The sequence below is a fragment of the Runella sp. SP2 genome (assembly GCF_003711225.1).
Taxonomy (GTDB): Bacteria; Bacteroidota; Bacteroidia; order Cytophagales; family Spirosomataceae; genus Runella.
In genome coordinates this window covers 580,074-601,186 of sequence record NZ_CP031030.1, presented here as the reverse complement: position 1 = coordinate 601,186, position 21,113 = coordinate 580,074, and the positions used below count along the sequence as shown (strand labels likewise).

Sequence of the window (21,113 nt, the reverse complement as noted above, 5' to 3'; positions counted from 1 at the left end):
TTGGCGGTATGGTTGTTCCAAAAAACTTCTTGCAGCACTTGGCATGGAAGTCTTGTTCCTGTTCACTCAAAGGTTGGTAACAATAAAGGCAGCGTTGGCTCATGGCTCACTATTTTCAATTTTCTTTACACTTACTGCCCCAAGGCAATCTTGGCAAACGGTAAGTAATAGCCCCATTCGGTCTCGTGGGTTGAGTTTCCAATTTTGAATGGCAATGTCTAATAACCAACCCTCTGGAATCAATCCGTCAAAAAATGGTAAAGTTAAGCTCACAGGTAAATCATTATTCATCAAATACCCCGCCTCGTACGTAAATACGTATCCATCCTCTTCTTCGCTAATGATGCCCGCTAATTGGTCTTGGTAATAAACCTCTCCACTCCTATTCATAGCTAACCTCCTTTTTAACGGGACCTAATTCACATCCAAACAAATCTAAAACCTGATTTACCTTGTCGAGTCGTAGAGTTTCTTTACCTTGTTCAAGCTCCCGAACAAAGCGAAGTCCTACGCCCGATTTTTCGGCTAAATCCACTTGAGTCAATTTTAACGACTTACGTTTATCCTTTACAAATTGGGCAATAAGATTTTTCATTTATACCTGTTCGGGGTTATTTCATCAACTATTCAACTATTTTATACCCGTTTGGGTACGAATATAGGAAAATATTTTTTCATCATCGAATTGGCACCTATTTTTCCATATCCGCCGATGGCGCTAGCGTCCCCGCTCGCGCCTTTTATGAGCAGGCTTCTAGCCTCCTATTTTTCCTACCAAGGCTTGAAGCCTCGGAATTGTCAGCACGAGCAGAGACGCTCGCGCTATCGGCATTAGAGGCCTCTTGGTCTAACGTCTCCGACGCAAAAAATTAAGCCGAGACGGTCAGTCTCATTCCCCTTCTATCGTCGCCAGTTGTCGAGCACAATCGCCGTGGCAATGCCCACATTGAGTGATTCGGCTTCTCCAAAGCGAGGAATTGTGATTTTGTCCGTCACAAATTTTTCAACCTCGCTCCCAATCCCGTTCGACTCGTTGCCCATTACGATGTAGCCCGTTTTGGCAAACGTAATTTGATGGATATTTTTTCCTTCCAAAAACGTCCCATACACGCTCACTTCGCTCGCCAAGCGCCCCTCAAAATAAGCCCCTAAGTCGGTGTAAAAGCCCTGAACTCGCGTAAACGAGCCTTTACTGGCTGCCACCACTTTGGGATTGTACCAATCGGTGGTTGTGAGCGAACACACCATTTTACGAATCCCGTACCAATCCGCAATCCGAATCATCGTGCCTAGGTTACCTGGGTCGCGAATATCATCCAACACCAGCACGTATTCCCCTTCTTCGGCATACAAAAAATCGTTCGATTTCGTTTTAACCACGGCAAGCGCCGCATCGTTGGATTGCAGCGTTCCTGCCCGTACGAGCTCGTCAGGCGTAGCTATTTCAACCCGAAAAGGTTGTTTCTCTAAGCTTCTCGTGTTTTCTTTGTAAAATTTGTCGGTTGCCACCACCATTTCTACCTCGAAATCGGAGGCAAGTAGTTCAAGGACACTTTTAGCCCCTTCCACCAAAAAAGCGCCGTATTCTTGACGGTATTTTTTTTGTTGGAGTGAGCTAAGGTATTTTAATACGTTCTTAGAAAGCATCAGATATATAATTGTCGATAATGCACAATAAGGCAACTCATTTTCGCCCCTTTTTGGGGTACTTGTCGCTGATTTTTCTTCTTCTTTTAGGTGCTTGTTCCCCAAAAAGTACCCTCAAAAAAGATGAATTTTTGCTTGGAAACCAAAGTTTCCGAGGAAATAGTGCCGTCAAAACCGAAGATTTGGCCGCCCTCCTCCCCCAACGTCCCAACAAGCGTTTTTTGGCCATCCCTGGGGCAACGGTTTCCCTGTGGGTATATCAATACTTCGACAAACGCTACGACCGCACTCCCGCCCGCCAAAAACTTGATTCACTGACGGCGTACTACGAACTTCAATTTGAGCGCTATGCCAACGACAGCCGAAAGCTTGCCAAACTGCGTCGCAAATACACGCGTCTGGGCACAAAATACCAAAAACGCATTGAGTCGGGCAACTGGTGGATGCAAACCGTGGGAGAGCCTCCCGTCTATTTCTCGGACAAAGATGCGCAAAGCAACGCCCAGAAAATCAAGAATTATTTGATTAACCAAGGCTACCGCGATGCCCACGTCTCTTTTGCCACCGATACCCTTTTGCGCCACGTCCGAACCACCTATATCATCAGAGAAGGGCTTCCGCACCGCCTCCGAAATGTCGATATTTTTACCCATAAAGACGCAGCCATTGACTCCTTGTTGCAAAAAAACAAGGAAGTGTCTTTTTTGAAATCCAACAAAAACTACCGCAATAGCGACGTCATCAACGAAAGTGGTCGAATAGAGCGCCTCATGCGTGAAAATGGCTACTATGGTTTTGACAAAAACTACCTACGCCCCGTTCAAAATGCCCTTGGAAAACGCTACGGGGGCTTTTTGGTAGATACCAGCGCGCACGACCCCGCCACCGACTCCTTGTTTCACATCGTGGACATTAAAGGTTTGCAGGTCAATTACCCACGTAATCAAACTTCCCATACCCAATATCGGTTTAGCAGCGTTGGTTTTCGGGTAGAGCCACTTCCCAATGACCCCAACAGCACACCGCGAGCTACCACTTCTTTTCGCGGAATTACGTACTCATTTTTGCCCAAACAAAACTACGCCCCGCGCGTTTTGGATAGCAAAATTTTGCTCCGCCCAGGGGCACTTTACAAACAAAGCGATTGGGAAGAAACTTACCGTCAGTTGAGTGTGCTTGACCAGTTTCAATTTATTAACATCGAGTCGGATACCACCAATGGGCAAATTCGGACGCTTATTCGGGTATTGCCCCAAGACAAGTACCAAGTAACGGGCGAAAGTGGCGTTAACGTAGTACAAAACCTGCCTGGACCTTTCCTAAATGGCACTTTTCGGGTTCGTAATATTTTTGGGCGACTCGAAAACTTTGAAGTGTCATTACGCGGTGCTTTGGATGCCAATTTTGGGTTAAATAACACCTCTCAACTCGTTCGTACGCTAGAACTGGGTGCCAATACTGCCCTTATCTTTCCCCGTATTTTATTTCCTGGAAAACTGGCTTCACGCCTCAACCGCAAAACTCCACGAAGCATCCTGAGCCTTGGCTACAATTACACCAACCGTGACTTCTTGGGTGCCGACCCTGATTTTGTGCGAAGTGGTTTTCAGGCGAGTTTGCGCTACAACTGGAAAAAAAGCGAGTACGAATACCTCAACTTTACGCCCATTGATTTGAGTATTTTGGAAAGTAAACAAAGTCAGAAATTTTCTTATTTGCTTGATTCACTTTACACTTACGGAGGTAACCCTCTGAAATTCAGCTTTCAATCGGCGGTTATTTCGAGCATGAGTTTTTCGTATGTGTTTAATAACAACATCATTGGTCAAAACCGAAAAGCGCACTATTTGCGCTGGTTTGTAGAAGCGGGCGGGACTTCACTCAACCTTCTCCGACAACAAAGACTCCCCCTCATCCTCACAGGTTTTGAACTATATAAATTCATAAAACTCAACGGAGAATACCGAACCTACCACCCCATCGGCCCCAAAAGTACGCTGGTCTATCGGGCCAATGCTGGTTTGATTTTTAATTACAACAACCGACGGGTTGCTCCCTATGAAAAATCTCTCACGGGCGGTGGAAGCAACAGCCTCAGGGCATGGCCTCCTCGACGGCTTGGCCTTGGCTCAGCCTACCCGAACGTCGATTTGCAAACGGGAAGTCCGATTTTTCGTAACGGCACTACCACTACTTTGCAACCTGGCATCACAGAATACAGCAGTTTTGAATATCGTTTTGAGCAATTAGGGGACGTTTTGATGGAAACTAACCTCGAACTTCGCGGACATTTGTTTCGGTTTGTGGGAGATGTTAATTACGCTTTGTTCATCGACGCTGGTAATGCTTGGCGCTTACGCCTCGACAAAAACGCCACGCCCAACCAAAATACCCTCAAAGGCGCTTTCGACGTCAGTCGTTTTTACAAAGAAATTGCCGTAGGCACGGGTGTGGGTCTGCGCTATGACCTTTCGTACTTCATTTTTCGTCTCGATATGGGTATCAAAGTCTATGATCCTAGCCGCATTTTTGAAACAACCGACGCCGACGGAAAGCCAATCACCATCGACGAGCGTTACGTCCTTCCACGATTTTCGTTCCGTCGCTCTAGTGCCAATTTGCCCGTCTTTAATATTGGTATTGGTTATCCTTTTTAACTTTTTGTCATTCCATCAGATAGCGCGAGCGTCCCCACTCGTGCTGACTATTCACTCGTCGGGTTGTGAGCAACCCGACCCACAACTTGCCCCTTACTTTCTCACTCCCCAAATAATCAGCCACTGAGCCGCAGCGTAGGTCGTCATCACCAAGAGCGATGAAGCATCAAAAGGTTGCATAAACTTATTGAGGGCAATGGTAGAATCGGACAAAATAAACAGCACGGCACCCGCCAACACCCATACATAGCTCGCTTGACTGACGGAATATTTGCGCAAGGCGGCCGCCACTCCCATACTGCACAAGCATACCGAATAAGCCACTACGGGAATCCAAAGCCCTTTGGTGGCAGCATTATTCATCATGGAAGGGTATAAAATCGCCAAAAAACTCAGTCCATACAAAGCAAAGGGTGCGACAAGTTGCCAAGTTTTTCCTGTTAATTCCTGCTTTCCTTTGGCTGTTTTTTGCTTTGTGAATGCTGTTATGTAAAACAATTGCATCACCAAAAAAGACCCAAGTCCCGCCATGAACATCTGAGTTCCTCTAAACATCAAAAAGACATCACCGCCAAGGCCAAACCACATCCCAATCCACAGCAGCGGGTGCGTTTTTAGGTAGTCGAGGTGCCAATAAATGAGCGATAGCATAATGAGTGGCTTCAATACATATACGCCTTCCCGAAAACCCACGTAGCCACAGATAATTTCGGCGACTACAATCGCCATGTAGATAAATAGTTTTATGTTCATCTTCAATCAGTCTTTTTTCTCCTGACAAAGCTCAATCAACACGCCATTGGTACCTTTGGGGTGAAGAAAACACACCAGTTTGTTGTCTGCGCCGTTTTTTGGCGTTTCGTTCAGTAGCACAAACCCCTCATTTTTAAGCCTTTCCATCTCCGACAGAATATCATCCACTTCAAACGCGATGTGGTGAATCCCCTCTCCTTTTTTCTCAACAAACTTCGCAATCGGACTATCGGGATTGGTCGCTTCGAGTAATTCGATTTTGGTTTGGTTGATTTTAAAAAAGGAAGTAGTCACGCCTTCCGAAGCTACTTCTTCGTGTTTGTAAGGAGCAACATTGAATAATTTGGTAAACAATTCGTCCGAAGCGACTAGGCTTTTTACGGCAATACCGAGGTGTTCTACGTTTGTTAGCATAGTGAGTTGATGATGAAGATGTAAAGGTACATTTCTTCCAAATATAACGCTCATTTCAGCACTATTCTGTACTTTCGAGCTAGCAAATTCATTCCAACTCGCATGGCTACCGACCGCCCAGTTACCATCAAAGACATCGCCCGAAAATTCAAGTGTTCTCCATCTACCGTTTCGAGGGCGTTGAACAATCACCCGTTGATCAATGAAGACACCCGCCGAAACTTACAAGAGTATGCCCAAAAAGTGGGTTATCAGCGTAATTCGGTGTCGTTGAGCTTGCTCAATAAACGAACGGGCACGTTGGGCGTCATCGTGCCTTCGCTCAATCACCAACACGAAACGACCATCATCGAAGGGCTTCAGAGTGTGCTTCAGCCGCAAGGTTATTTGATGAACATCTGCGTTACCAATGAAAGTTATGCGTTAGAAAAAGAATACGTAGAAAAACTATTGGCCAACCGCGTAGAGGGAATTTTCCTATCGATTTCGCAAGAAACCTACGACTCAGGCCATTACGAACACCTCGAAAGCATTATTCAGCGCAAAGTACCCTTAATTTTTATTGACCGCGAATACGAAGGATTTGAAGCGGGGCGCGTCACTATCGACGATTATTTAGGGGCTTTTGCCGCCACCGAGCACCTCATTAAAATGGGATGCCAACGCATTGCACACCTCAAAGGGCCACAAGGTTTGGCCATTACCGAACAGCGTTTTCTGGGTTATACCGAATGCTTGAAAAAGTACAATCTGCCCGTTTTGGATGAATTGATTGCAAGTACCAATTTCAAAATCGAAAGTGCCATCATTCCGACCCAACGACTGCTGGATTTACCACAACCTCCCGACGGCATTTTTGGGGTCAACGACCAAGTAGCGATTGGGGCGATGCACGTCATCAAAGAGCGCGGTTTACACATTCCGAATCAAGTGGCCGTCGTTGGTTTTGATGATTCCCCTATTTCTGCCTATATCTTTCCTTCGCTCACTACCGTGCGGCGTCCTGGCAAACAAATTGGGGCCGAAGCTGCCCGTATTTTTTTGAACGAAGCCGTACAAAAAAGTTCGGCAGAAAGCCTGATGCTTCCTGCCGCCTTGGTGATTAGAGAGTCGTCACTGAAGAGCTAGATTTTTGTTTTTCCTCCAACTCCCTCAACTGATTGCTCGTTAGGGTGCTGCCATCGTGCGACCAGCCAGGGGGATTGAGAAGGTATTTTAATTTTGTTCCAATCCCTACGTTTCTACCAAAATCTCGCGCAATGGCTTTCCATTCGTGAAAAATGGTATTTCCTAAACTTGTATCTTCCAACGACTTGGTAAGTCCATATCGCACAGGCTCTTGGTCAAGTTCTTCTTGGAAAGTGCCAAACAATCTATCCCAAATAATAAGGCACATACCCATGTTTTTGTCCAAATAGGCTACATTGGAAGCATGGTGAACGCGGTGGTGAGAGGGAGTCACAAATACATACCCAAGCCAGCCCAATTTTCCTAAGTAATTGGTATGTACCAAAATTCCGTAGGTCTGCGTAATCGAATACATCAACACAATATCCGCAGGCTTAAAACCAAAAAGTACCAATGGAATAAAATAGACAAAACGATACAACGGCTGAAATACCGACGAACGGAAGCCTGTCGTTAAGTTGAAATGCTCAGATGAATGATGCGTGACGTGGACTGCCCAAAACAATCGGCAATAGTGATCAACGACGTGTAAAACATAAAACACAAAATCTTCGGCCAAAAACAACAAAAACCAGTATAAATAAACGTTATCTATTTCGGTAACACGATACTGATAAAACCATACCAAAACAACAACATAAACTGCCCGAAAGGCCAAATCAATTCCTCCGTTGAGGAGCATCAAAACGAAGTTAGTAAGGGTGTCACGCCAAGTATAGAAATCACGGTGCTGGCGGTGGCTCAGCAACGCTTCCAATCCAATTAAAAGTGCATATAAAGGCGTTGTGAGCTGAATAATGGTTTGTTCTAATTCGTTACTCATTAGAAAAATACTATTTTTGTGGCGCAATTTACGCAAAATCAAACGAGAATTAATACGCTAGAGTTGACAAAGCCGTCAAAAGCTCGTATTATAGCAACTAATACACACAAACACAGCATGGTAGGAATCATAATGGGCAGCCTCTCAGACCTCAAGGTCATGCAAGAAGCGGTTGATGTTTTAAAAGAATTTGGTATCGCTTACGAAATAGACATAGTGTCGGCGCACCGCACCCCCGAAAAAATGGTTGAGTACGGAAAAACTGCCCGTGCACGGGGACTAAAAGCCATCGTTGCGGGAGCAGGTGGAGCCGCTCATTTGCCTGGCATGATTGCCTCGCTCACTACCCTTCCCGTGATTGGAGTTCCTGTTAAAAGTAGTAATTCTATCGACGGCTGGGATTCGGTGCTTTCTATCTTACAAATGCCAAGTGGTGTTCCAGTAGCAACGGTTGCACTCAACGGCGCTAAAAATGCGGGGTTGTTGGCCGTACAAATTGTTGGTACTTTCGACGAAAACGTAGCCAATCAACTCGCCGATTACAAAGAGTCTTTAAAGCAAAAAGTAGCCGAAATGAGCCTCGAAGCCCAAAAAATTATGGCATAAAATTTGCCTTCGTTTTGTAGTTCCGTAGCTTGTCGCGGCGTTATTTCTGAGAATAGTACAAATCGGAAGTATCCTCAAATGTTCTCAACTTTTTTTAATACACATGTCTGAAAACGAAAATAGAAACCGCCGTCCTGACGAGGTTTCTAAACTACCCTACATCTCTTTACTTGTTTTGGTTGCGATGATTGCTGGGCTACTTTATGTTGGCTATGAGTATATCGCCGACGATGCCGCCGACGTGGATCAGCTCTTAAACACACCCGTTGACCCCAACGCCCGTGAGCTTCAGCCTGTACCTGAAAATACAGACCCTGCGGCTATTGCTTCCACCGAACAAACCGAAAATGCCGATGTCGCTATCGATGACAAATCGACACCAGCGCCCGCTTCAAAAGAAGAATTAGCGACTGCTACGCCACGACCAGAAGAGGAAGAAACGCCTAAAAAAACGGAAGAAAAACCAGCTGAAAAGCCCAAACCCGTGGCTGTTGACCCTGGTGGAATCGAAATCACGCACGTGGTTCAGGCAGGAGAAACATTTTATGGGATTGCCAATCGCTACAACGTGCGAGGCACTACGCTCAAAGGCAACAACCCAAATATTCAGGACGAAAGCAAAGACGTCAAGTCGGGTGTGACAAAAATTAAAATTCGGGTACAAGCGATTCATACCGTTGGCCCAGGCGATATTTTGCGCGTAGTTGCAGCCAAGTATGGTGTGACGGTGGAGCAACTGATGGCCGCCAACAAAAAGACCCAAAACATTGCCGAACGCGGAGAAAAGCTCATTATTCCGTTTCCTGAAAAGAAATAATCAGCGCTGACACAACTGCATTACAAGCCTTGAACGAGGAACTATTTTCCCCATTCAGGGCTTTTTACTTGATAGGTTTTGACGACCACATCCAGAAATCATCTGAAAATCATTTATGGAAAATCCAGTTCTTATTTTTGGGGCAAAAGGCTTAGGACTTGTTGCCTTAGATATTTTTCAACGTAATAATGTTGTTGTGTATGGCTTGCTCGACGACGATGCCGACCTACACGGCACCGAAATCGGCGAATATTCGGTTTTAGGAGCTACCGACGACGATGGGTTCTTAAAACTTATTGGTAAAAAATGTGAGGCGTTTGTCGCCATCGAAGAACGGACTATCCGTCGCGACCTCGTCGAAATGCTCAACGAACGCCGCCACGTGATGCCCGTCAATGCCATTCATGATACGGCGGTTATTTCGGCGCTGGCTGAAATTGGCCACGGTAATTTGTTTGCTCCCAGAAGCGTCGTCAACGCTACTGCCAAAGTAGGAAACCACAGCATCCTCCAAACGGGCGCCATCGTAGAACACGGTGCCGAAGTAGGCGATTTTGTCAATATTGGCGCAGGGAGCGTCGTAGGAAGCAACGTAACGATTGAAAACGACGCCTTTATTGGATCTGGTGTGACCATCATCGCGGGCGTAACCATCGGCCAAGGTGCAAGCGTAGGAGCTGGCTCCGTGGTGGTAGAAAACGTCCCAGCGGGAGGAAGAGTTTTTGGAAATCCTGCGAAGAAGGTGTAAGATTTTTCTTGAAACGTCTCAATAACAAAAAAATCCCGTTGACTGGTCAGCGGGATTTTTTTTGTGCGCCCGAAGGGACTCGAACCCCTGTATTTCGCCTTATTGAGCAAAAACAAAAACTGTTCATTATCAGACTATTAACAAAATTCCTTATCTATCTTTATTAAAAGAAATAAGGGTAAATAAGAAAAAAACGTCCCCTCTCGCGTCCCCTCGTATTTTTTCCATTATCTTTGTTTCTGTTCGATAAACGCAGAAATTCATGGGAAAAGTAATCACAAATCAGGCGCGTTTTGTGCTAAAAGAGCCTAATTCGGAAAAACCGACCTTGGTTTACCTTATTTGCCGTACGTGCGTCCCTCGTTTGAAGTACTCAACGGGGGTATCTATTCAGCCTTCTTTGTGGGACTCCACCACCGACCGCCCCACGGTTCAGACCAAAAAGTTTGACCGAACCACCAAAGAACAACTCGACGAAATCAGAAACCACCTCAACCGCATTGCCGACGCAGTGGGGGGTATCAACTCCCGTGTCAAGGCCGAAAAGATTGAACCGACCCCCGAATTTTTCAGGGCTGAACTCGATAAAGAGTTTAATCTCAACAAACCCCGTAAAGTTGCCTCTACTACTGAAAAACTCACCCTCTTTTCGTGGGTTGAAAAATTCATTGAGGAGTGCGCCAACGGAGAAAGAACCATTCCACGTACGGGCAAACGCTACTCTGAAAGTTCAATCAAAAACTATAAAAAGACCCTCAATCATTTACGGGCATTTCAGAAAAAGACCCGCTACCAAGTGGATTTTGATAAAATAGACCTTCGTTTCTATCAGCAACTCATTAAGTACCTCAACGACCAAGGAAAGGCCACCAACACCAAAGGGGGGATTGTCAAGTATGTAAAGGTGTTCATGCGTCAGGCGATGAAAGACAAAATGCACACCAATACCGCCTTTCAGGATGAGGACTTTGTAAAACCCGTGGAGGAATCAGAAAATATTTACCTCACCCTCGACGAAATCCAACGCATTTACAACCTCGACCTTTCGGCACGGGCTGGACTCGATCGCGTTCGAGACGTGTTCATCATTGGTTGTCACACGGGTTTACGATTTTCTGACCTCAATCAATTACAGCCCGAAAACTTCATCAATGATGGGAAATTTGTACGGGTAACGACACAAAAGACAGACCACCCCGTTTATGTCCCTCTTAAACCAGAGGTACGGGCAATACTCACAAAATACGACGGCATACCGCCCCGCGTTCTGACCAATCAGCGGATGAACCAGTACTTGAAAGAAATTGCCGAACTGGCAGGGCTCAACGAAAAAGTAACTATTACCCAAACCAAGGGAGGTTTGAAAGAAACCAAGACCCGCCAAAAATGGGAATTGGTCACAACCCACACCGCCCGACGTTCTTTTGCGACCAACGCCTATAAAGAAGGAGTGCCAACCATTGACATAATGCGACTCACTGGGCACCGTACCGAAACCTCATTTATGAAATACATCAAAGTAACCAATGAAGAGGTAGCCCACCGAATGGCAGAACACCCATTCTTTACGCAGGAAAAACGGGGAGTCTTTAAAATTGCGAACTAATGAAACTACCTGATGCAGATTTGGCAGTAGTACCGAATGAAAAAATCACAAAGTATTTACTAGACGAATACCACCCACAAAACAAAGGCAAGGCAAAATTTTATACCTCAATAGGGTACAGTCTCGAACAACCGAACATTTTGGCCGATGGCATAAAACAAGTAGCTATCAACGGAATAGTAGCCGAGGTAGAGGCAACCCCAAGGGGAAATAAATACATCGTAGAAGGTTTATTAAATGCCCCCAATCAGCGCAACTATAAAATTACCACTGTTTGGATGATTCAGACTGGACAGATTGAACCCAAATTAGTAACTGCATACCCTAAAAAATAGAAACATCATGCACAACGAAACTGATTTAGTAGCTATCCTCAAGAACCTACCCGAAAAGAAACTTATGCGGGGAGACATTGGAACTGTCGCATTTGTCTATGATGGTGGCGGCCTGTACGAAGTTGAATTTGTAAACGCAGCAGGCGACACCGTGGCCGTCGTTACACTGGACGAAAACGAAATTTGTGCTGTCCAGTTACAAAATGCTATCCTTCACATGACCGACCTACCCGCACAAAATGCCGCGTAGTTGTAAAAAGAATCCGTACCATAAAACCAACCGTCCGAATATGACCAACACCCACTTTCAGCCCTTTTACAGCCGAGGAAGCCAAAGCATTGAGTAATGCCCCTTTTCTCCCTCCTCCGAACCAATGAAAGTACGGTAAAACGAAGAGGAGGAGAGAGCGAAAAGGTAGTTACACAAATCAGTGTTTTAGTGTTTTTGGGTATCGAGGTATTTTATTCTGCCAAACGTACCCGCAAAAACGAGGGGAAAACCTCAACCGATTTAACCGTTTCCATTTGTGGGGTCAAAGTGTTTCAATATTTCAATCAGTGCCTGGACTCAAATCAAAATCACGTTCGATTAAACATGTACACCCAACCAAAAAAAATCAAGAAAATAGAAACCTTGGTTAAAGAAGTTTTGCAGTCTTCAACCCAATACGCTGATTTGTCGCAAGAATTTGAGAGGCTATTCTGGGAGGACTCTTTTTATTGGGAAAAATTAGAGGACTGTTATCGTAAAATCATTGCAGATTGGCAAAATCTTGATGCAGAAAACTTTAAACGAATAATCAAAGAGGAGGCCAAAAAGTATGCTGATACAAGAGAAGATTATACAGCAAAGGCAACTTGCATAGAACCTCTTGATACATTTGACGAGTTTCATATAATCAGTGGTGATAATGAATCCGAAATCCTTCAAAGGGTTGCTGCTGAACTAGGTGTTCCACTAGCTGACGAGAATCTACCTGTAATTTACGCAGAGCTAGAAAGTTTGAAAAAGTACGTAGAGGAGCTCAAAGACGAGTTAAAAATGCTCTTTTATTACGATTGTATTTCTCGATTATACAAGATGGCCCAAGAGGGTTCTTTGTTTGAGGAGGGTTCAAGCAAATTGAGTAACGTAAAACTCCCTAAAGGCCAAAACGGCCTTACAGCGGCTCGGTTCTGTTTTATAGAATACTTTTCCGAGGGAAAGTTAAACAGTGAACCTAACGAAGATAAAACAAAGTTTTACAAAAGACTATCTGACAAATACGGAAAGACAGAGGAAGACTTTAAAAAGGCCATTAAACGGGTTAATGTCATAATTGATAAAAATATAACTGAATCCCAAAAGAGATACATTAAAGACGATTTAAAGGTGGTACTAGAATACTTTAGTAATGAAAACTGCCAAGCATTTAAAGCTAAAGTCGAAGAGTTCGCATCGAGTAAAAAAATTTATCTGAATGAATCAAATTAGGGAATTCCCTAACCATTCCCTCCTCCCTTAACCATCGAATTTTGTATCCGTCGGGATAAAATCCCCCCGATTGATATAAAATGATAACTTCCCAAACGCTGCTCGTTCCTTTTGACGACGAGGCAAGAACCGCCCTGAAATTTCTCATCAAAGAGGCGGTAAAAGAAGAACTGGCCACCTATACCCCGCCCGTTCCAAAAGAAAAACTTCCCGAATACCTTACGCGACGTGAAACCGCGAATTTGTTCAGAATTTCGCTGATGACTCTCTACGAGTGGGACAAAAAAAGATTGATTCCCCAAAAGGTCACTGTAAACGGGCGCGTTCGCTACCGTCGTGACGAGGTGCTGGCCACACTCGAAAACGCCAACAAATTCAAGCACAAACGTGCGTCAGGGGGGGCGAAATAATGGCAAAGGCAAAAACAAAAACCCCCAATTTTGACCGATACGACTACGCCCGTCAATCAGCCACCGATTATTTTGTAAAAAAACAAGGGGACTCCCGTTTACCCGATGAATTGCGAATTGAACCCGTGCGGGAAAATTCAAAATACAAATTGGCAGGGGTTACAGAGTTTTTATGCTCACGCCAAAAACTGGGTATCACCGCCCTTAAAACGGGGTTGCAGCAAGTTTGTTACGGTCGTTTTTTCTTTTCGGGTGACATGCTCGAAAGTGGGAAAAAACACCTTTTGGCAATCGCAATGTCAAAAGACAAAAACCTCCTCGTTGTCTTCGTTTTCAGGGGGTTCTACAAGCATTTCACCAGGGAACGATTGAAATTTGTCAACGATTTTTTAAACAAAACTTTATTATGAAAACAATAAAAATTGACCTCAAAACTAGCGAAGCTCACCTCATTATCACCGCCTTGGCTCACAACATAAGCAGTGAGTTTGACAACCTTGTAGAATTTGACCCCAATAAAGGTCAATGCACTGTAATTGCCACAGCGGAAGAGGTTGTACAAGTGCGAAACGTGGTAGAGGACTCTTTTTTAATTGTCCTAAAGCTGGCATTGGCTGAAGCAAATGACAAGGCCGAACCCTCCCCCGATCCAAATTAAAAAAAAATCATGGCAAAAAAATAAGGGGTCAAAAACCCCTTTCTTTTTCAAAATATGTTCGATTAAACACGCAATAAATTGCATGATTGATTTTGTAAAAATAGAAGTTTCACTCGAAAAGTTCACTTTGTCACCACTAGAAAACCCGAAACTTTCATTTAAAATGTCGGTTGATGCCGACTGGGTGCTAATTCCAGGGGATAATCCAAAAGCTAAATTTAAAAACTTGGACTTGGAAATTCATGTCCAAGAAAAGGCCGTCATAATTGAAGGGTCAATACACAAGTTTTGGAATGGGAACGACAGTAATAGCAACGACTTCCCCCAATGGGCAGTACGGCAAACTATTGAGGAAATTTCTGAAGAACTATATTTCTCCCCAAAAGATGCCCGTATTGTAGGATTAGAATACGGGGTAAACATTGCCCCTCCCGTGCTCACGACAGAAGAATTAATCAGCCGAATGATTACCTACAACTGGCGAACACCATTTGAGAGCCTCAAAAGTATTGTAGGTCGTGGACATGGTAAACAGGCCAAATCGTCAAATTACAAGGTCAAAGGTTATGACAAGGGGTTACAGGAGAGAACAAGTTTTCAAATTTTCAGGCTGGAAATCAAAACGTTGAGAAGCAAAGACCTGGCCCCGATAGAAGTAAAGACGCTGCACGACCTGTGTAATAGTAAGACTTTGGAACGATTGGGACATATGTTTCAAGAAAGAATCAGTCACATTTTTTTTGAGGAAGATTTAGAACTACCCGAGGGATTTGATAAGGAGGAGAAACTTTATTTAAAAGCTATCAACCCTTTATACTGGAAAAAACTAAAAAGATGGAAAAGAGACGACGAAAAACGCAAAGTTCATTCACTGATTGAAAAATACGCAAAGACGACCATTGCCAATGAGGTACAAACAGCCGCTCGTCAAAAGTGGGAATCGTTGAGAAAGTGTAACGTTTTTACATGGTTTTGTGAAAAGGTCGAAAATGAAACTACAGCGAGTACCGAGGAGAAAAAGTGTAACGTTTTTACATTATTAAAGGAGAAAAATGTTACACTCAACTCTTTGAAGACAGAGCATAACAAGGGGAGGAAAAGACGGAAAAATAAAGGTCTCACTTATTCAGAGATGGTACTGAAAAATGATAAAAAGAACGCGGAGGTGATTAATTTGGAAAAAAGGCTACGAAAGCAAAAGTTCAGGGCAGCAAGTGCAATGTATTCGGAACTGCACAGTAGTAACGGTTATCTAAAAAATTTGGACAGTGAGCCAATGGAAAAAGAAAACGTTGGATAGTGTCAAAAAACCCTATCAAATAACCATCAAATAAAAGGCAACATTCAACAAATAAACACCTATTTAACAGGCACTTACACAAAATTCTTGCACTCAAAAAATAGTGTCAAAAAACGTGTCGAAAACCTAAATTCAGAGGGTAAAAACGCGCCAATTTTCCTATAAATTCTATCTATTACTAGACTGTTAGCATTTGTAATTGCTCAATGGTCTATTCTTGCCCCCTTCCCAATAGTTTGAGAGTGCATCTTTAAAACGTGTTTATGTGTGCCTCGACCTTCAATTTATCATTTTCAATATCCTTTACCCTCCCCCCCTACCTTAGCCCACAGCCTCAAAAAAAACGCAACGAGGAGGCCGCACGGGGATAATTGTTATAGGAGTATTGAGTCCGAAAAATTAAATACACTTCATGGTAAATCCACCGTTTGACCAGTAGCTCGTCAAGGGCTCACCGAGGAGGAAAAACAACTTTTGGAACGGTGGAAGAGGACACCCTATGAAATCAAACTTTAGGGAAAAAATAGGAGTACAAATGCAGAAAAACAAAAAAACGGCAACCAGCGCGGCAACTGGCTAATACATAAAAATAAAGACCCCTAACTATCAAACAGTTAGGGGTCTTTATTGTGCGCCCGAAGGGACTCGAACCCCTATCGTTGGTACCGGAAACCAAAATTCTATCCATTGAACTACGGGCGCAAAAACTCAAATGCTTACGTTGTAATTACGGGCGCATTTTGAGCGAATCGGGCTGCAAATATACAGATTTGTACTAAATTGCAAACACCATTCGGGCTTTAATCGTTGCTATTATTAGTTCTACTTTACCATCAACCTAAAAATCAATGAGAAAACTTTTACTTCCCTTAGGGGTTATTGCTGCTTGCACAGGTAGTTTTTTGCTGGGAACGGCCTACCGACCTGCTGAAGCACCCATCACCGCCGACATCGCCAATTATGCCTCAAAAGTCTTTGGCATAGAGTTTTCGGCCGCCGAACGTGATTCGATGCTCGATAACCTCAACGACCAACTCAAAGGTTTTGAGCGAGTTCGCAAAGTCCCGCTTACCAACGACGTTGCTCCAGCATTGCTCTTTGACCCCGTTCCCGTTGGATTTGAGTTTGAAAAAACCAAAAAGCCTTTTCAAGCCAGTGTCGTAGGAAAAGTGACTTTGCCTCAAAACCGCGATAGTTTGGCGTTTTATACCGTGACCGAATTGGGGGCACTCATTCGTAGCAAACAAATTACGTCGGTGGAACTAACTACCTTTTTTCTGGAGCGCCTCAAAAAATACCGCCCCACCCTGCTCAATGTCATTACCCTCACCGAGGATTTAGCCCTCAAACAAGCCGCACAGGCCGATGCCGAAATCAAGGCAGGCAAATACCGCGGGCCGCTGCACGGGATTCCGTACGGTGCTAAAGATTTATTGGCCAAAACAGGTTACCCAACTACGTGGGGTTCTAATATTTACAAAAATCAACAGTTGCCCTACGACGCCACGGTCATTGAACGCCTCGAAAAAGCAGGAGCGGTTTTAGTGGCAAAAATGTCAGTCGGCGAATTTGCTTGGGGAGATGTCTGGTTTGAAGGCATGACCCGCAACCCTTGGAATACCAAAACGGGCGCAAGTGGTTCTTCGGCAGGTTCAGGGTCGGCAGTATCGGCGGGCTGTTTGCCATTTGCCATCGGCACCGAAACGTTAGGTTCTATCGTTTCGCCATCAACCGTCAACGGTGTTACGGGATTGCGCCCTACTTTCGGGCGGGTGAGTCGCTTTGGCGCAATGGCGCTGAGCTGGAGCATGGATAAAATTGGCCCCATGACTCGTTCGGTCGAGGATTGTGCGCTGGTGTTTAATGCCATCGTTGGCCCCGACGGCAAAGACGCTACGGTTCGGGATTTACCTTTTAACTACGCCCCGCTTGCCACGCTGAAAGGAACGCGCATTGGTTATTTGAAAAAAGCCTTTGAATCAAATTACCCAGGCCGCGCCAACGACTCGTTGACCCTTGCCAAACTTCGTCAGCTTGGGGCAGAGTTGATTCCTTTTGAACTCCCTTCGTATCCCGTTGGCGACCTTACCATCACGATTGGGGTAGAAGGCGGCGCTGCGTTTGACGAACTTACGTTAACCAACAAAGACGACCAAATGGTTCGTCAGGGTAAAAACGCGTGGCCTAACGAATTCCGTTCAGCCCGATACATTCCTGCCGTTGAGTACGTGCAAGCCCAGCGCGTTCGTAGCAAAATGATTCAAGATTTGTACCAAGTACTAAAACGAGAAAAAATCGACGTGTATATTACGCCCACGTATGTAGGTGGCAACCTGACGTACACCAACTTATCGGGACACCCAAGTATCTGTTTACCAAACGGTTTTAACCGTAACCGAATGCCAACCAGTATTACTTTCAGCGCCCAACTGTATGCCGAAGCCAAGCTGTTGGCCGTTGCTAAAGTATATCAAGACGCTACTACTTGGCACAAACAACATCCTAAATTGTAAGTACAACTAATTTCAACCCTACCAATGAGAGCTGCGTTCGTTTTTAGTCTTTTCGTGGTTGCTATTACGCTCTATTCATGCGCACCCACTCAATCGGCCGCCAATGGGCAAGTTCGGGCCGTTTATAAAGAAGATGATAGAGAGTTAAGTACAAAACCTGAGCCGATTGATAAAGCCGCATTTGAACAATGGCTCTACGAGCACAACCAACAACTCCAAGCGGCGGCAGCGCTCAAAGGTGTTGAAAAAGTTACGTTAGTACTCACGGTTGATGACCAAGGAAACCTCCTCAAACCCATGGTTTGGCGCGGTATTGGCGCTCCTTTCGATAACGAAGCACAGCGTTTGTTAAAAGAAATTCCGTTGAAGTGGAAGCCTGGTACCGTACGTGGAAAAGACGTCAATGTAGTAACGTATTATACGGTTTCATTTTTGAAAAAGGGAGAGTAGCCGCAACGGACATCCTAAAAAACTATTATCGTCTAAATCGTTGATTTATATTGACAAACGTCTTTTTTATTGGTTAATTAGGGCTTTATCTCTAAGCCTTCATCATTGATGAGTTTGTTTTACCCCTTGCCCGAACAACCCGATGGGTTAACGATTTACGCATTTTTGGAGCCCACCGAAAGTGTAAGTCTGCCTTTCTACCACTCCTGTGTCGAAGCAGGCTTTCCTTCTCCCGCCGACGATTACGTGGAGTTGTCGCTCGATTTACTCAAGTACCTCGTCGATAAGCCCCACGCAACGTTTTGTGTCCGTGTGAAAGGAAATTCAATGGAAGGTGCAACGATTGTTGATGGTTCGTTGTTGGTCGTGGATCGCTCTCGGGTGGTCAAAAACAACGACATTGTCATTGCGGTCATCAATGGAGAATATACCGTAAAACGTTTTCGGCGCGATAAGGGTAAAGTGTGGCTTATTCCCGAACATGCTGCTTACGAACCTATTCTGGTAACCGAAAGTATGGAGTTTATCGTTTGGGGCGTTGTGACGTTCATCATTAATCAACCCAAATAATGGATGTTTGCCCTGCTTGATTGCAATAATTTTTACGTAAGCTGTGAACGCGTTTTTGACGCAAAGCTAGAAGGAAAACCCGTGGTCGTTCTAAGCAACAACGACGGCTGCGTGATTGCCCGCTCCAACGAAGCGAAGGCGTTGGGGGTACAGATGGGTGCCCCCGCATTTTTGATGCAGGAGCTTTTCGACAAACATCAGGTCGAAGTATTTTCCTCCAATTATGCCCTCTACGGCGATATGTCAGACCGCGTCATGAAAACCCTCTCGGAGCTAGTGCCTAGCATGGAGGTTTATTCGATTGACGAAGCGTTTCTCGATTTACGCAATATGCCCTACGAAAATTTGGAAGAACTGGCACTTCACATTCGACAAACCATTCGGCAATGGACGGGAATCCCTGTCAGTATTGGAATTGCTCCTACCAAAACCCTGGCCAAAATTGCGAATCATTACGCAAAAAAATACCAAACTCAGCGAGGGATTTATCTGATTGATACTGATACCGACGCCGAAAAAGCCTTACTCGCAACTCCCATCGAGGATGTTTGGGGAATTGGGCGGCGTTACAGTGAGATGTTAAGAAAGCAGCACATTATCAATGCCTTACAACTTGCCAATGCCAACGAAGAATGGGTGCGCCAAAAAATGAAAGTAGTAGGAGTGCGTATGTTGCGTGAACTCCAAGGCGAAATTTGTTATCAGCTCGACACCGAGCCTGCGCCCAAAAAAGGCATTTGTGTTTCTCGCTCTTTTGGCAAATCGTTGTCGGAACGAAAACCAATTGAAGAAGCCGTGGCTACTTTTGCGGCTCGTTGCGCTGCCAAGCTACGAAAACAGCAAAGCTGCGCCCATATCTTGCACGTATTCTTATATACAAACCCCAACCGCCCCGATCAGCCTCAGTATTTCAACTCCAAAGTCCTTCACTTGCCTACTGCCACCAGTAGTAGTTTTGAAATTATCCGCTATGCCCTCAGAGGGCTTGAGCTTATTTTTAAGGAAAGTTATCACTATAAAAAAGCGGGGGTAATGATCAGCGGTATTGTGCCCGAAAATCAAGTACAAATCTCCCTTTTTGACGGACGTAAACGCCAACTGGATACGCAAGCGATGCGGGCGCTCGACGAGCTTAACCGCCGTATGGGCCGCGATACGGTACGGGTAGCAGTTCAGGGATTTGACCGCAACTGGCATTTGCGACAAGAACGTAAATCGCGGTGCTATACCACTCGTTGGCAAGAACTGCTGGAGGTAAAAGCGTAAAAAAAGAACAAATCATAAGAGCACCGCTAACTTTCCATCATTAAACTCAAGCTGATAATCACAAGGGTTGTTGACACCAACACGAATGGCAACGCCTACGTTGTATTTTTGAGCTTGGTGTGAAGTGGGGTACCAATTTCTGTGAACGGTAGAAATCACAAAAAGGCCGTTATCGTCGCCCATTACCACAAAATCAGAGCGTTTGGGGCCTTTGTCGAAATAGTTTACCTTGGTTTTTCCCAGAATTTCTTCGGCCAGTTTTAGTGGATCTTCCGTTACGATTCCCACTTCATTGAGGCACAAAATACCATCTGTATCAAACGCTTTTGCTGAGTTATTTTGTAACCCTTCTCGACCAATAAACTCTAAAATATTTTGGTTAGCATCGTAAAAATAAATCGCGTGGGCTTTCCAATCCTTAAAATCAACAATTTGCTTTTGGTCCTCGTTGAGAATCAGTTGTACCCTCGTTGACAACCAAGTCAGCGCTTCTTGCATCTTGTTTAAAGGAATATTGAACGCAAAATGGTAAGTAGGACAAACTTCTGCCTCGGTCAGTTCAAACGTCAATCGAGAAAAATGGACTGCGTACGAAAGCGAACGTTCGGTTTTTTCAACCAATTGCAATCCCAACACAGTTGAATAAAATTCTTCGGTTGCTTTTAGGTTGTTGGTCTGAAGGGTTAGGGCTAAAATTTTCATGGTGCTTGCTGTTTTATTGGATTAAAAACAAAAACTGCAATTAACTATGGGAAGCTAATTGCAGTTTTGAAGTAGGACCTAACGGGCTCGAACCGATGACCTCTGCCCTGTCAAGGCAGCGCTCTGAACCAACTGAGCTAAGATCCTAGCGGGTTTCGGCCACAAATATAGTAACT

Annotated in this window: 24 protein-coding genes and 2 tRNA genes; 17 read left to right on the top strand and 9 right to left on the bottom strand. The window is 44.7% G+C overall.

What is annotated here, in order from left to right:
* Nucleotides 1-99: 99 nt before the first annotated feature.
* From DTQ70_RS02415 to DTQ70_RS02405, 3 genes are all read right to left on the bottom strand, one after another.
* Entirely contained in the window at nucleotides 100-390 is a 291-nt protein-coding gene (locus DTQ70_RS02415; protein WP_122929331.1) for a HipA N-terminal domain-containing protein, read from the bottom strand.
* Entirely contained in the window at nucleotides 383-595 is a 213-nt protein-coding gene (locus DTQ70_RS02410; RefSeq protein ID WP_122929330.1) for a helix-turn-helix transcriptional regulator, read from the bottom strand. The genes DTQ70_RS02415 and DTQ70_RS02410 overlap by 8 nt, the downstream gene beginning before the upstream one ends.
* Nucleotides 596-900: 305 nt before the next feature.
* Nucleotides 901-1,647: an RNA methyltransferase gene (locus tag DTQ70_RS02405; protein WP_122929329.1), complete on the bottom strand. Its 747-nt coding sequence runs from the start codon at nucleotides 1,645-1,647 to the stop codon at nucleotides 901-903.
* Between the two features lie 20 nt (nucleotides 1,648-1,667).
* Between DTQ70_RS02405 and DTQ70_RS02400 the strand changes: the two genes are divergently transcribed.
* A complete protein-coding gene (locus tag DTQ70_RS02400) occupies nucleotides 1,668-4,304 on the top strand; it encodes a BamA/TamA family outer membrane protein (RefSeq protein WP_122929328.1) in 2,637 nt (878 codons plus the stop codon).
* A gap of 93 nt (nucleotides 4,305-4,397) precedes the next feature.
* On the opposite strand, the gene DTQ70_RS02395 is transcribed toward DTQ70_RS02400, so the two are convergent.
* Nucleotides 4,398-5,057, bottom strand: coding sequence for a lysoplasmalogenase (locus tag DTQ70_RS02395; protein WP_122929327.1), 660 nt, complete (start codon nucleotides 5,055-5,057; stop codon nucleotides 4,398-4,400).
* A 6-nt stretch (nucleotides 5,058-5,063) separates the two neighbouring features.
* Nucleotides 5,064-5,471 (bottom strand): methylmalonyl-CoA epimerase, encoded by a 408-nt coding sequence (mce, locus tag DTQ70_RS02390; RefSeq protein WP_122929326.1) that lies wholly within the window; start codon nucleotides 5,469-5,471, stop codon nucleotides 5,064-5,066.
* Between the two features lie 102 nt (nucleotides 5,472-5,573).
* On the opposite strand from mce, the gene DTQ70_RS02385 reads away from it, so the two are divergent.
* The gene (locus DTQ70_RS02385; protein WP_122929325.1) at nucleotides 5,574-6,599 is read left to right on the top strand and encodes a LacI family DNA-binding transcriptional regulator; all 1,026 of its coding nucleotides are present in this window, start codon (nucleotides 5,574-5,576) and stop codon (nucleotides 6,597-6,599) included.
* Here the strand turns inward: DTQ70_RS02385 and DTQ70_RS02380 are convergent.
* Nucleotides 6,574-7,482 (bottom strand): sterol desaturase family protein, encoded by a 909-nt coding sequence (locus DTQ70_RS02380; RefSeq protein WP_122934241.1) that lies wholly within the window; start codon nucleotides 7,480-7,482, stop codon nucleotides 6,574-6,576. The genes DTQ70_RS02385 and DTQ70_RS02380 overlap by 26 nt on opposite strands.
* Nucleotides 7,483-7,599: 117 nt before the next feature.
* Between DTQ70_RS02380 and purE the strand changes: the two genes are divergently transcribed.
* The 11 genes from purE (at nucleotide 7,600) to DTQ70_RS02325 (ending at nucleotide 15,436) form a co-directional block, all read left to right on the top strand.
* Nucleotides 7,600-8,088, top strand: a complete 489-nt coding sequence (gene purE / locus DTQ70_RS02375) for a 5-(carboxyamino)imidazole ribonucleotide mutase (protein WP_122934240.1) — start codon at nucleotides 7,600-7,602, stop codon at nucleotides 8,086-8,088.
* 103 nt (nucleotides 8,089-8,191) lie between these two features.
* Nucleotides 8,192-8,905: a LysM peptidoglycan-binding domain-containing protein gene (locus tag DTQ70_RS02370; RefSeq protein ID WP_122929324.1), complete on the top strand. Its 714-nt coding sequence runs from the start codon at nucleotides 8,192-8,194 to the stop codon at nucleotides 8,903-8,905.
* 115 nt (nucleotides 8,906-9,020) lie between these two features.
* Nucleotides 9,021-9,653 carry an acetyltransferase gene (locus DTQ70_RS02365; protein WP_122929323.1) on the top strand — a complete coding sequence of 211 codons (633 nt, stop codon included), beginning with the start codon at nucleotides 9,021-9,023 and terminating at the stop codon, nucleotides 9,651-9,653.
* Nucleotides 9,654-9,915: 262 nt separating this feature from the next.
* On the top strand, nucleotides 9,916-11,259 hold the full coding sequence (locus tag DTQ70_RS02360; protein ID WP_122929322.1) for a site-specific integrase: 1,344 nt from the start codon (nucleotides 9,916-9,918) through the stop codon (nucleotides 11,257-11,259).
* Entirely contained in the window at nucleotides 11,259-11,594 is a 336-nt protein-coding gene (locus tag DTQ70_RS02355; protein ID WP_122929321.1) for a DUF6883 domain-containing protein, read from the top strand. The genes DTQ70_RS02360 and DTQ70_RS02355 overlap by 1 nt, the downstream gene beginning before the upstream one ends.
* A 7-nt stretch (nucleotides 11,595-11,601) precedes the next feature.
* Nucleotides 11,602-11,844: a DUF4926 domain-containing protein gene (locus DTQ70_RS02350; protein ID WP_122929320.1), complete on the top strand. Its 243-nt coding sequence runs from the start codon at nucleotides 11,602-11,604 to the stop codon at nucleotides 11,842-11,844.
* Between the two features lie 96 nt (nucleotides 11,845-11,940).
* Entirely contained in the window at nucleotides 11,941-13,068 is a 1,128-nt protein-coding gene (locus tag DTQ70_RS02345; protein ID WP_122929319.1) for a hypothetical protein, read from the top strand.
* A gap of 80 nt (nucleotides 13,069-13,148) precedes the next feature.
* Nucleotides 13,149-13,478, top strand: coding sequence for an AlpA family transcriptional regulator (locus DTQ70_RS02340; protein ID WP_122929318.1), 330 nt, complete (start codon nucleotides 13,149-13,151; stop codon nucleotides 13,476-13,478).
* Nucleotides 13,478-13,888 (top strand): hypothetical protein, encoded by a 411-nt coding sequence (locus DTQ70_RS02335; protein WP_122929317.1) that lies wholly within the window; start codon nucleotides 13,478-13,480, stop codon nucleotides 13,886-13,888. The genes DTQ70_RS02340 and DTQ70_RS02335 overlap by 1 nt, the downstream gene beginning before the upstream one ends.
* Nucleotides 13,885-14,136: a hypothetical protein gene (locus tag DTQ70_RS02330; RefSeq protein ID WP_122929316.1), complete on the top strand. Its 252-nt coding sequence runs from the start codon at nucleotides 13,885-13,887 to the stop codon at nucleotides 14,134-14,136. The genes DTQ70_RS02335 and DTQ70_RS02330 overlap by 4 nt, the downstream gene beginning before the upstream one ends.
* An 82-nt stretch (nucleotides 14,137-14,218) precedes the next feature.
* Nucleotides 14,219-15,436: a hypothetical protein gene (locus tag DTQ70_RS02325; RefSeq protein WP_122929315.1), complete on the top strand. Its 1,218-nt coding sequence runs from the start codon at nucleotides 14,219-14,221 to the stop codon at nucleotides 15,434-15,436.
* 630 nt (nucleotides 15,437-16,066) lie between these two features.
* Here the strand turns inward: DTQ70_RS02325 and DTQ70_RS02320 are convergent.
* A tRNA-Arg gene (locus tag DTQ70_RS02320) sits at nucleotides 16,067-16,138 on the bottom strand.
* Nucleotides 16,139-16,284: 146 nt separating this feature from the next.
* Between DTQ70_RS02320 and DTQ70_RS02315 the strand changes: the two genes are divergently transcribed.
* From DTQ70_RS02315 to DTQ70_RS02300, 4 genes are all read left to right on the top strand, one after another.
* Entirely contained in the window at nucleotides 16,285-17,949 is a 1,665-nt protein-coding gene (locus DTQ70_RS02315; protein ID WP_122929314.1) for an amidase, read from the top strand.
* 24 nt (nucleotides 17,950-17,973) lie between these two features.
* Nucleotides 17,974-18,399 (top strand): energy transducer TonB, encoded by a 426-nt coding sequence (locus DTQ70_RS02310; RefSeq protein ID WP_122929313.1) that lies wholly within the window; start codon nucleotides 17,974-17,976, stop codon nucleotides 18,397-18,399.
* Nucleotides 18,400-18,507: 108 nt separating this feature from the next.
* Nucleotides 18,508-18,969: a LexA family transcriptional regulator gene (locus DTQ70_RS02305; RefSeq protein ID WP_122929312.1), complete on the top strand. Its 462-nt coding sequence runs from the start codon at nucleotides 18,508-18,510 to the stop codon at nucleotides 18,967-18,969.
* 3 nt (nucleotides 18,970-18,972) lie between these two features.
* Nucleotides 18,973-20,235 carry a Y-family DNA polymerase gene (locus DTQ70_RS02300; RefSeq protein WP_122929311.1) on the top strand — a complete coding sequence of 421 codons (1,263 nt, stop codon included), beginning with the start codon at nucleotides 18,973-18,975 and terminating at the stop codon, nucleotides 20,233-20,235.
* 12 nt (nucleotides 20,236-20,247) lie between these two features.
* Here DTQ70_RS02300 and DTQ70_RS02295 read toward each other — a convergent pair whose 3' ends face one another.
* Nucleotides 20,248-20,937, bottom strand: a complete 690-nt coding sequence (locus DTQ70_RS02295; protein WP_122929310.1) for a VOC family protein — start codon at nucleotides 20,935-20,937, stop codon at nucleotides 20,248-20,250.
* A 72-nt stretch (nucleotides 20,938-21,009) separates the two neighbouring features.
* Nucleotides 21,010-21,084, bottom strand: a tRNA-Val gene (locus tag DTQ70_RS02290).
* Nucleotides 21,085-21,113: the final 29 nt, after the last annotated feature.

Coding starts and splice junctions, on each gene's coding strand:
- DTQ70_RS02380 (WP_122934241.1), bottom strand. CDS start 7,482: ATGAGTAACGAATTAGAACAAACCATTATTCAGCTCACAACGCCTTTA.
- DTQ70_RS02415 (WP_122929331.1), bottom strand. CDS start 390: ATGAATAGGAGTGGAGAGGTTTATTACCAAGACCAATTAGCGGGCATC.
- purE (WP_122934240.1), top strand. CDS start 7,600: ATGGTAGGAATCATAATGGGCAGCCTCTCAGACCTCAAGGTCATGCAA.
- DTQ70_RS02410 (WP_122929330.1), bottom strand. CDS start 595: ATGAAAAATCTTATTGCCCAATTTGTAAAGGATAAACGTAAGTCGTTA.
- DTQ70_RS02395 (WP_122929327.1), bottom strand. CDS start 5,057: ATGAACATAAAACTATTTATCTACATGGCGATTGTAGTCGCCGAAATT.
- DTQ70_RS02370 (WP_122929324.1), top strand. CDS start 8,192: ATGTCTGAAAACGAAAATAGAAACCGCCGTCCTGACGAGGTTTCTAAA.
- DTQ70_RS02345 (WP_122929319.1), top strand. CDS start 11,941: ATGCCCCTTTTCTCCCTCCTCCGAACCAATGAAAGTACGGTAAAACGA.
- mce (WP_122929326.1), bottom strand. CDS start 5,471: ATGCTAACAAACGTAGAACACCTCGGTATTGCCGTAAAAAGCCTAGTC.
- DTQ70_RS02350 (WP_122929320.1), top strand. CDS start 11,602: ATGCACAACGAAACTGATTTAGTAGCTATCCTCAAGAACCTACCCGAA.
- DTQ70_RS02335 (WP_122929317.1), top strand. CDS start 13,478: ATGGCAAAGGCAAAAACAAAAACCCCCAATTTTGACCGATACGACTAC.
- DTQ70_RS02340 (WP_122929318.1), top strand. CDS start 13,149: ATGATAACTTCCCAAACGCTGCTCGTTCCTTTTGACGACGAGGCAAGA.
- DTQ70_RS02330 (WP_122929316.1), top strand. CDS start 13,885: ATGAAAACAATAAAAATTGACCTCAAAACTAGCGAAGCTCACCTCATT.
- DTQ70_RS02360 (WP_122929322.1), top strand. CDS start 9,916: ATGGGAAAAGTAATCACAAATCAGGCGCGTTTTGTGCTAAAAGAGCCT.
- DTQ70_RS02315 (WP_122929314.1), top strand. CDS start 16,285: ATGAGAAAACTTTTACTTCCCTTAGGGGTTATTGCTGCTTGCACAGGT.
- DTQ70_RS02305 (WP_122929312.1), top strand. CDS start 18,508: ATGAGTTTGTTTTACCCCTTGCCCGAACAACCCGATGGGTTAACGATT.
- DTQ70_RS02310 (WP_122929313.1), top strand. CDS start 17,974: ATGAGAGCTGCGTTCGTTTTTAGTCTTTTCGTGGTTGCTATTACGCTC.
- DTQ70_RS02295 (WP_122929310.1), bottom strand. CDS start 20,937: ATGAAAATTTTAGCCCTAACCCTTCAGACCAACAACCTAAAAGCAACC.
- DTQ70_RS02300 (WP_122929311.1), top strand. CDS start 18,973: ATGTTTGCCCTGCTTGATTGCAATAATTTTTACGTAAGCTGTGAACGC.
- DTQ70_RS02355 (WP_122929321.1), top strand. CDS start 11,259: ATGAAACTACCTGATGCAGATTTGGCAGTAGTACCGAATGAAAAAATC.
- DTQ70_RS02405 (WP_122929329.1), bottom strand. CDS start 1,647: ATGCTTTCTAAGAACGTATTAAAATACCTTAGCTCACTCCAACAAAAA.
- DTQ70_RS02400 (WP_122929328.1), top strand. CDS start 1,668: ATGCACAATAAGGCAACTCATTTTCGCCCCTTTTTGGGGTACTTGTCG.
- DTQ70_RS02365 (WP_122929323.1), top strand. CDS start 9,021: ATGGAAAATCCAGTTCTTATTTTTGGGGCAAAAGGCTTAGGACTTGTT.
- DTQ70_RS02385 (WP_122929325.1), top strand. CDS start 5,574: ATGGCTACCGACCGCCCAGTTACCATCAAAGACATCGCCCGAAAATTC.
- DTQ70_RS02325 (WP_122929315.1), top strand. CDS start 14,219: ATGATTGATTTTGTAAAAATAGAAGTTTCACTCGAAAAGTTCACTTTG.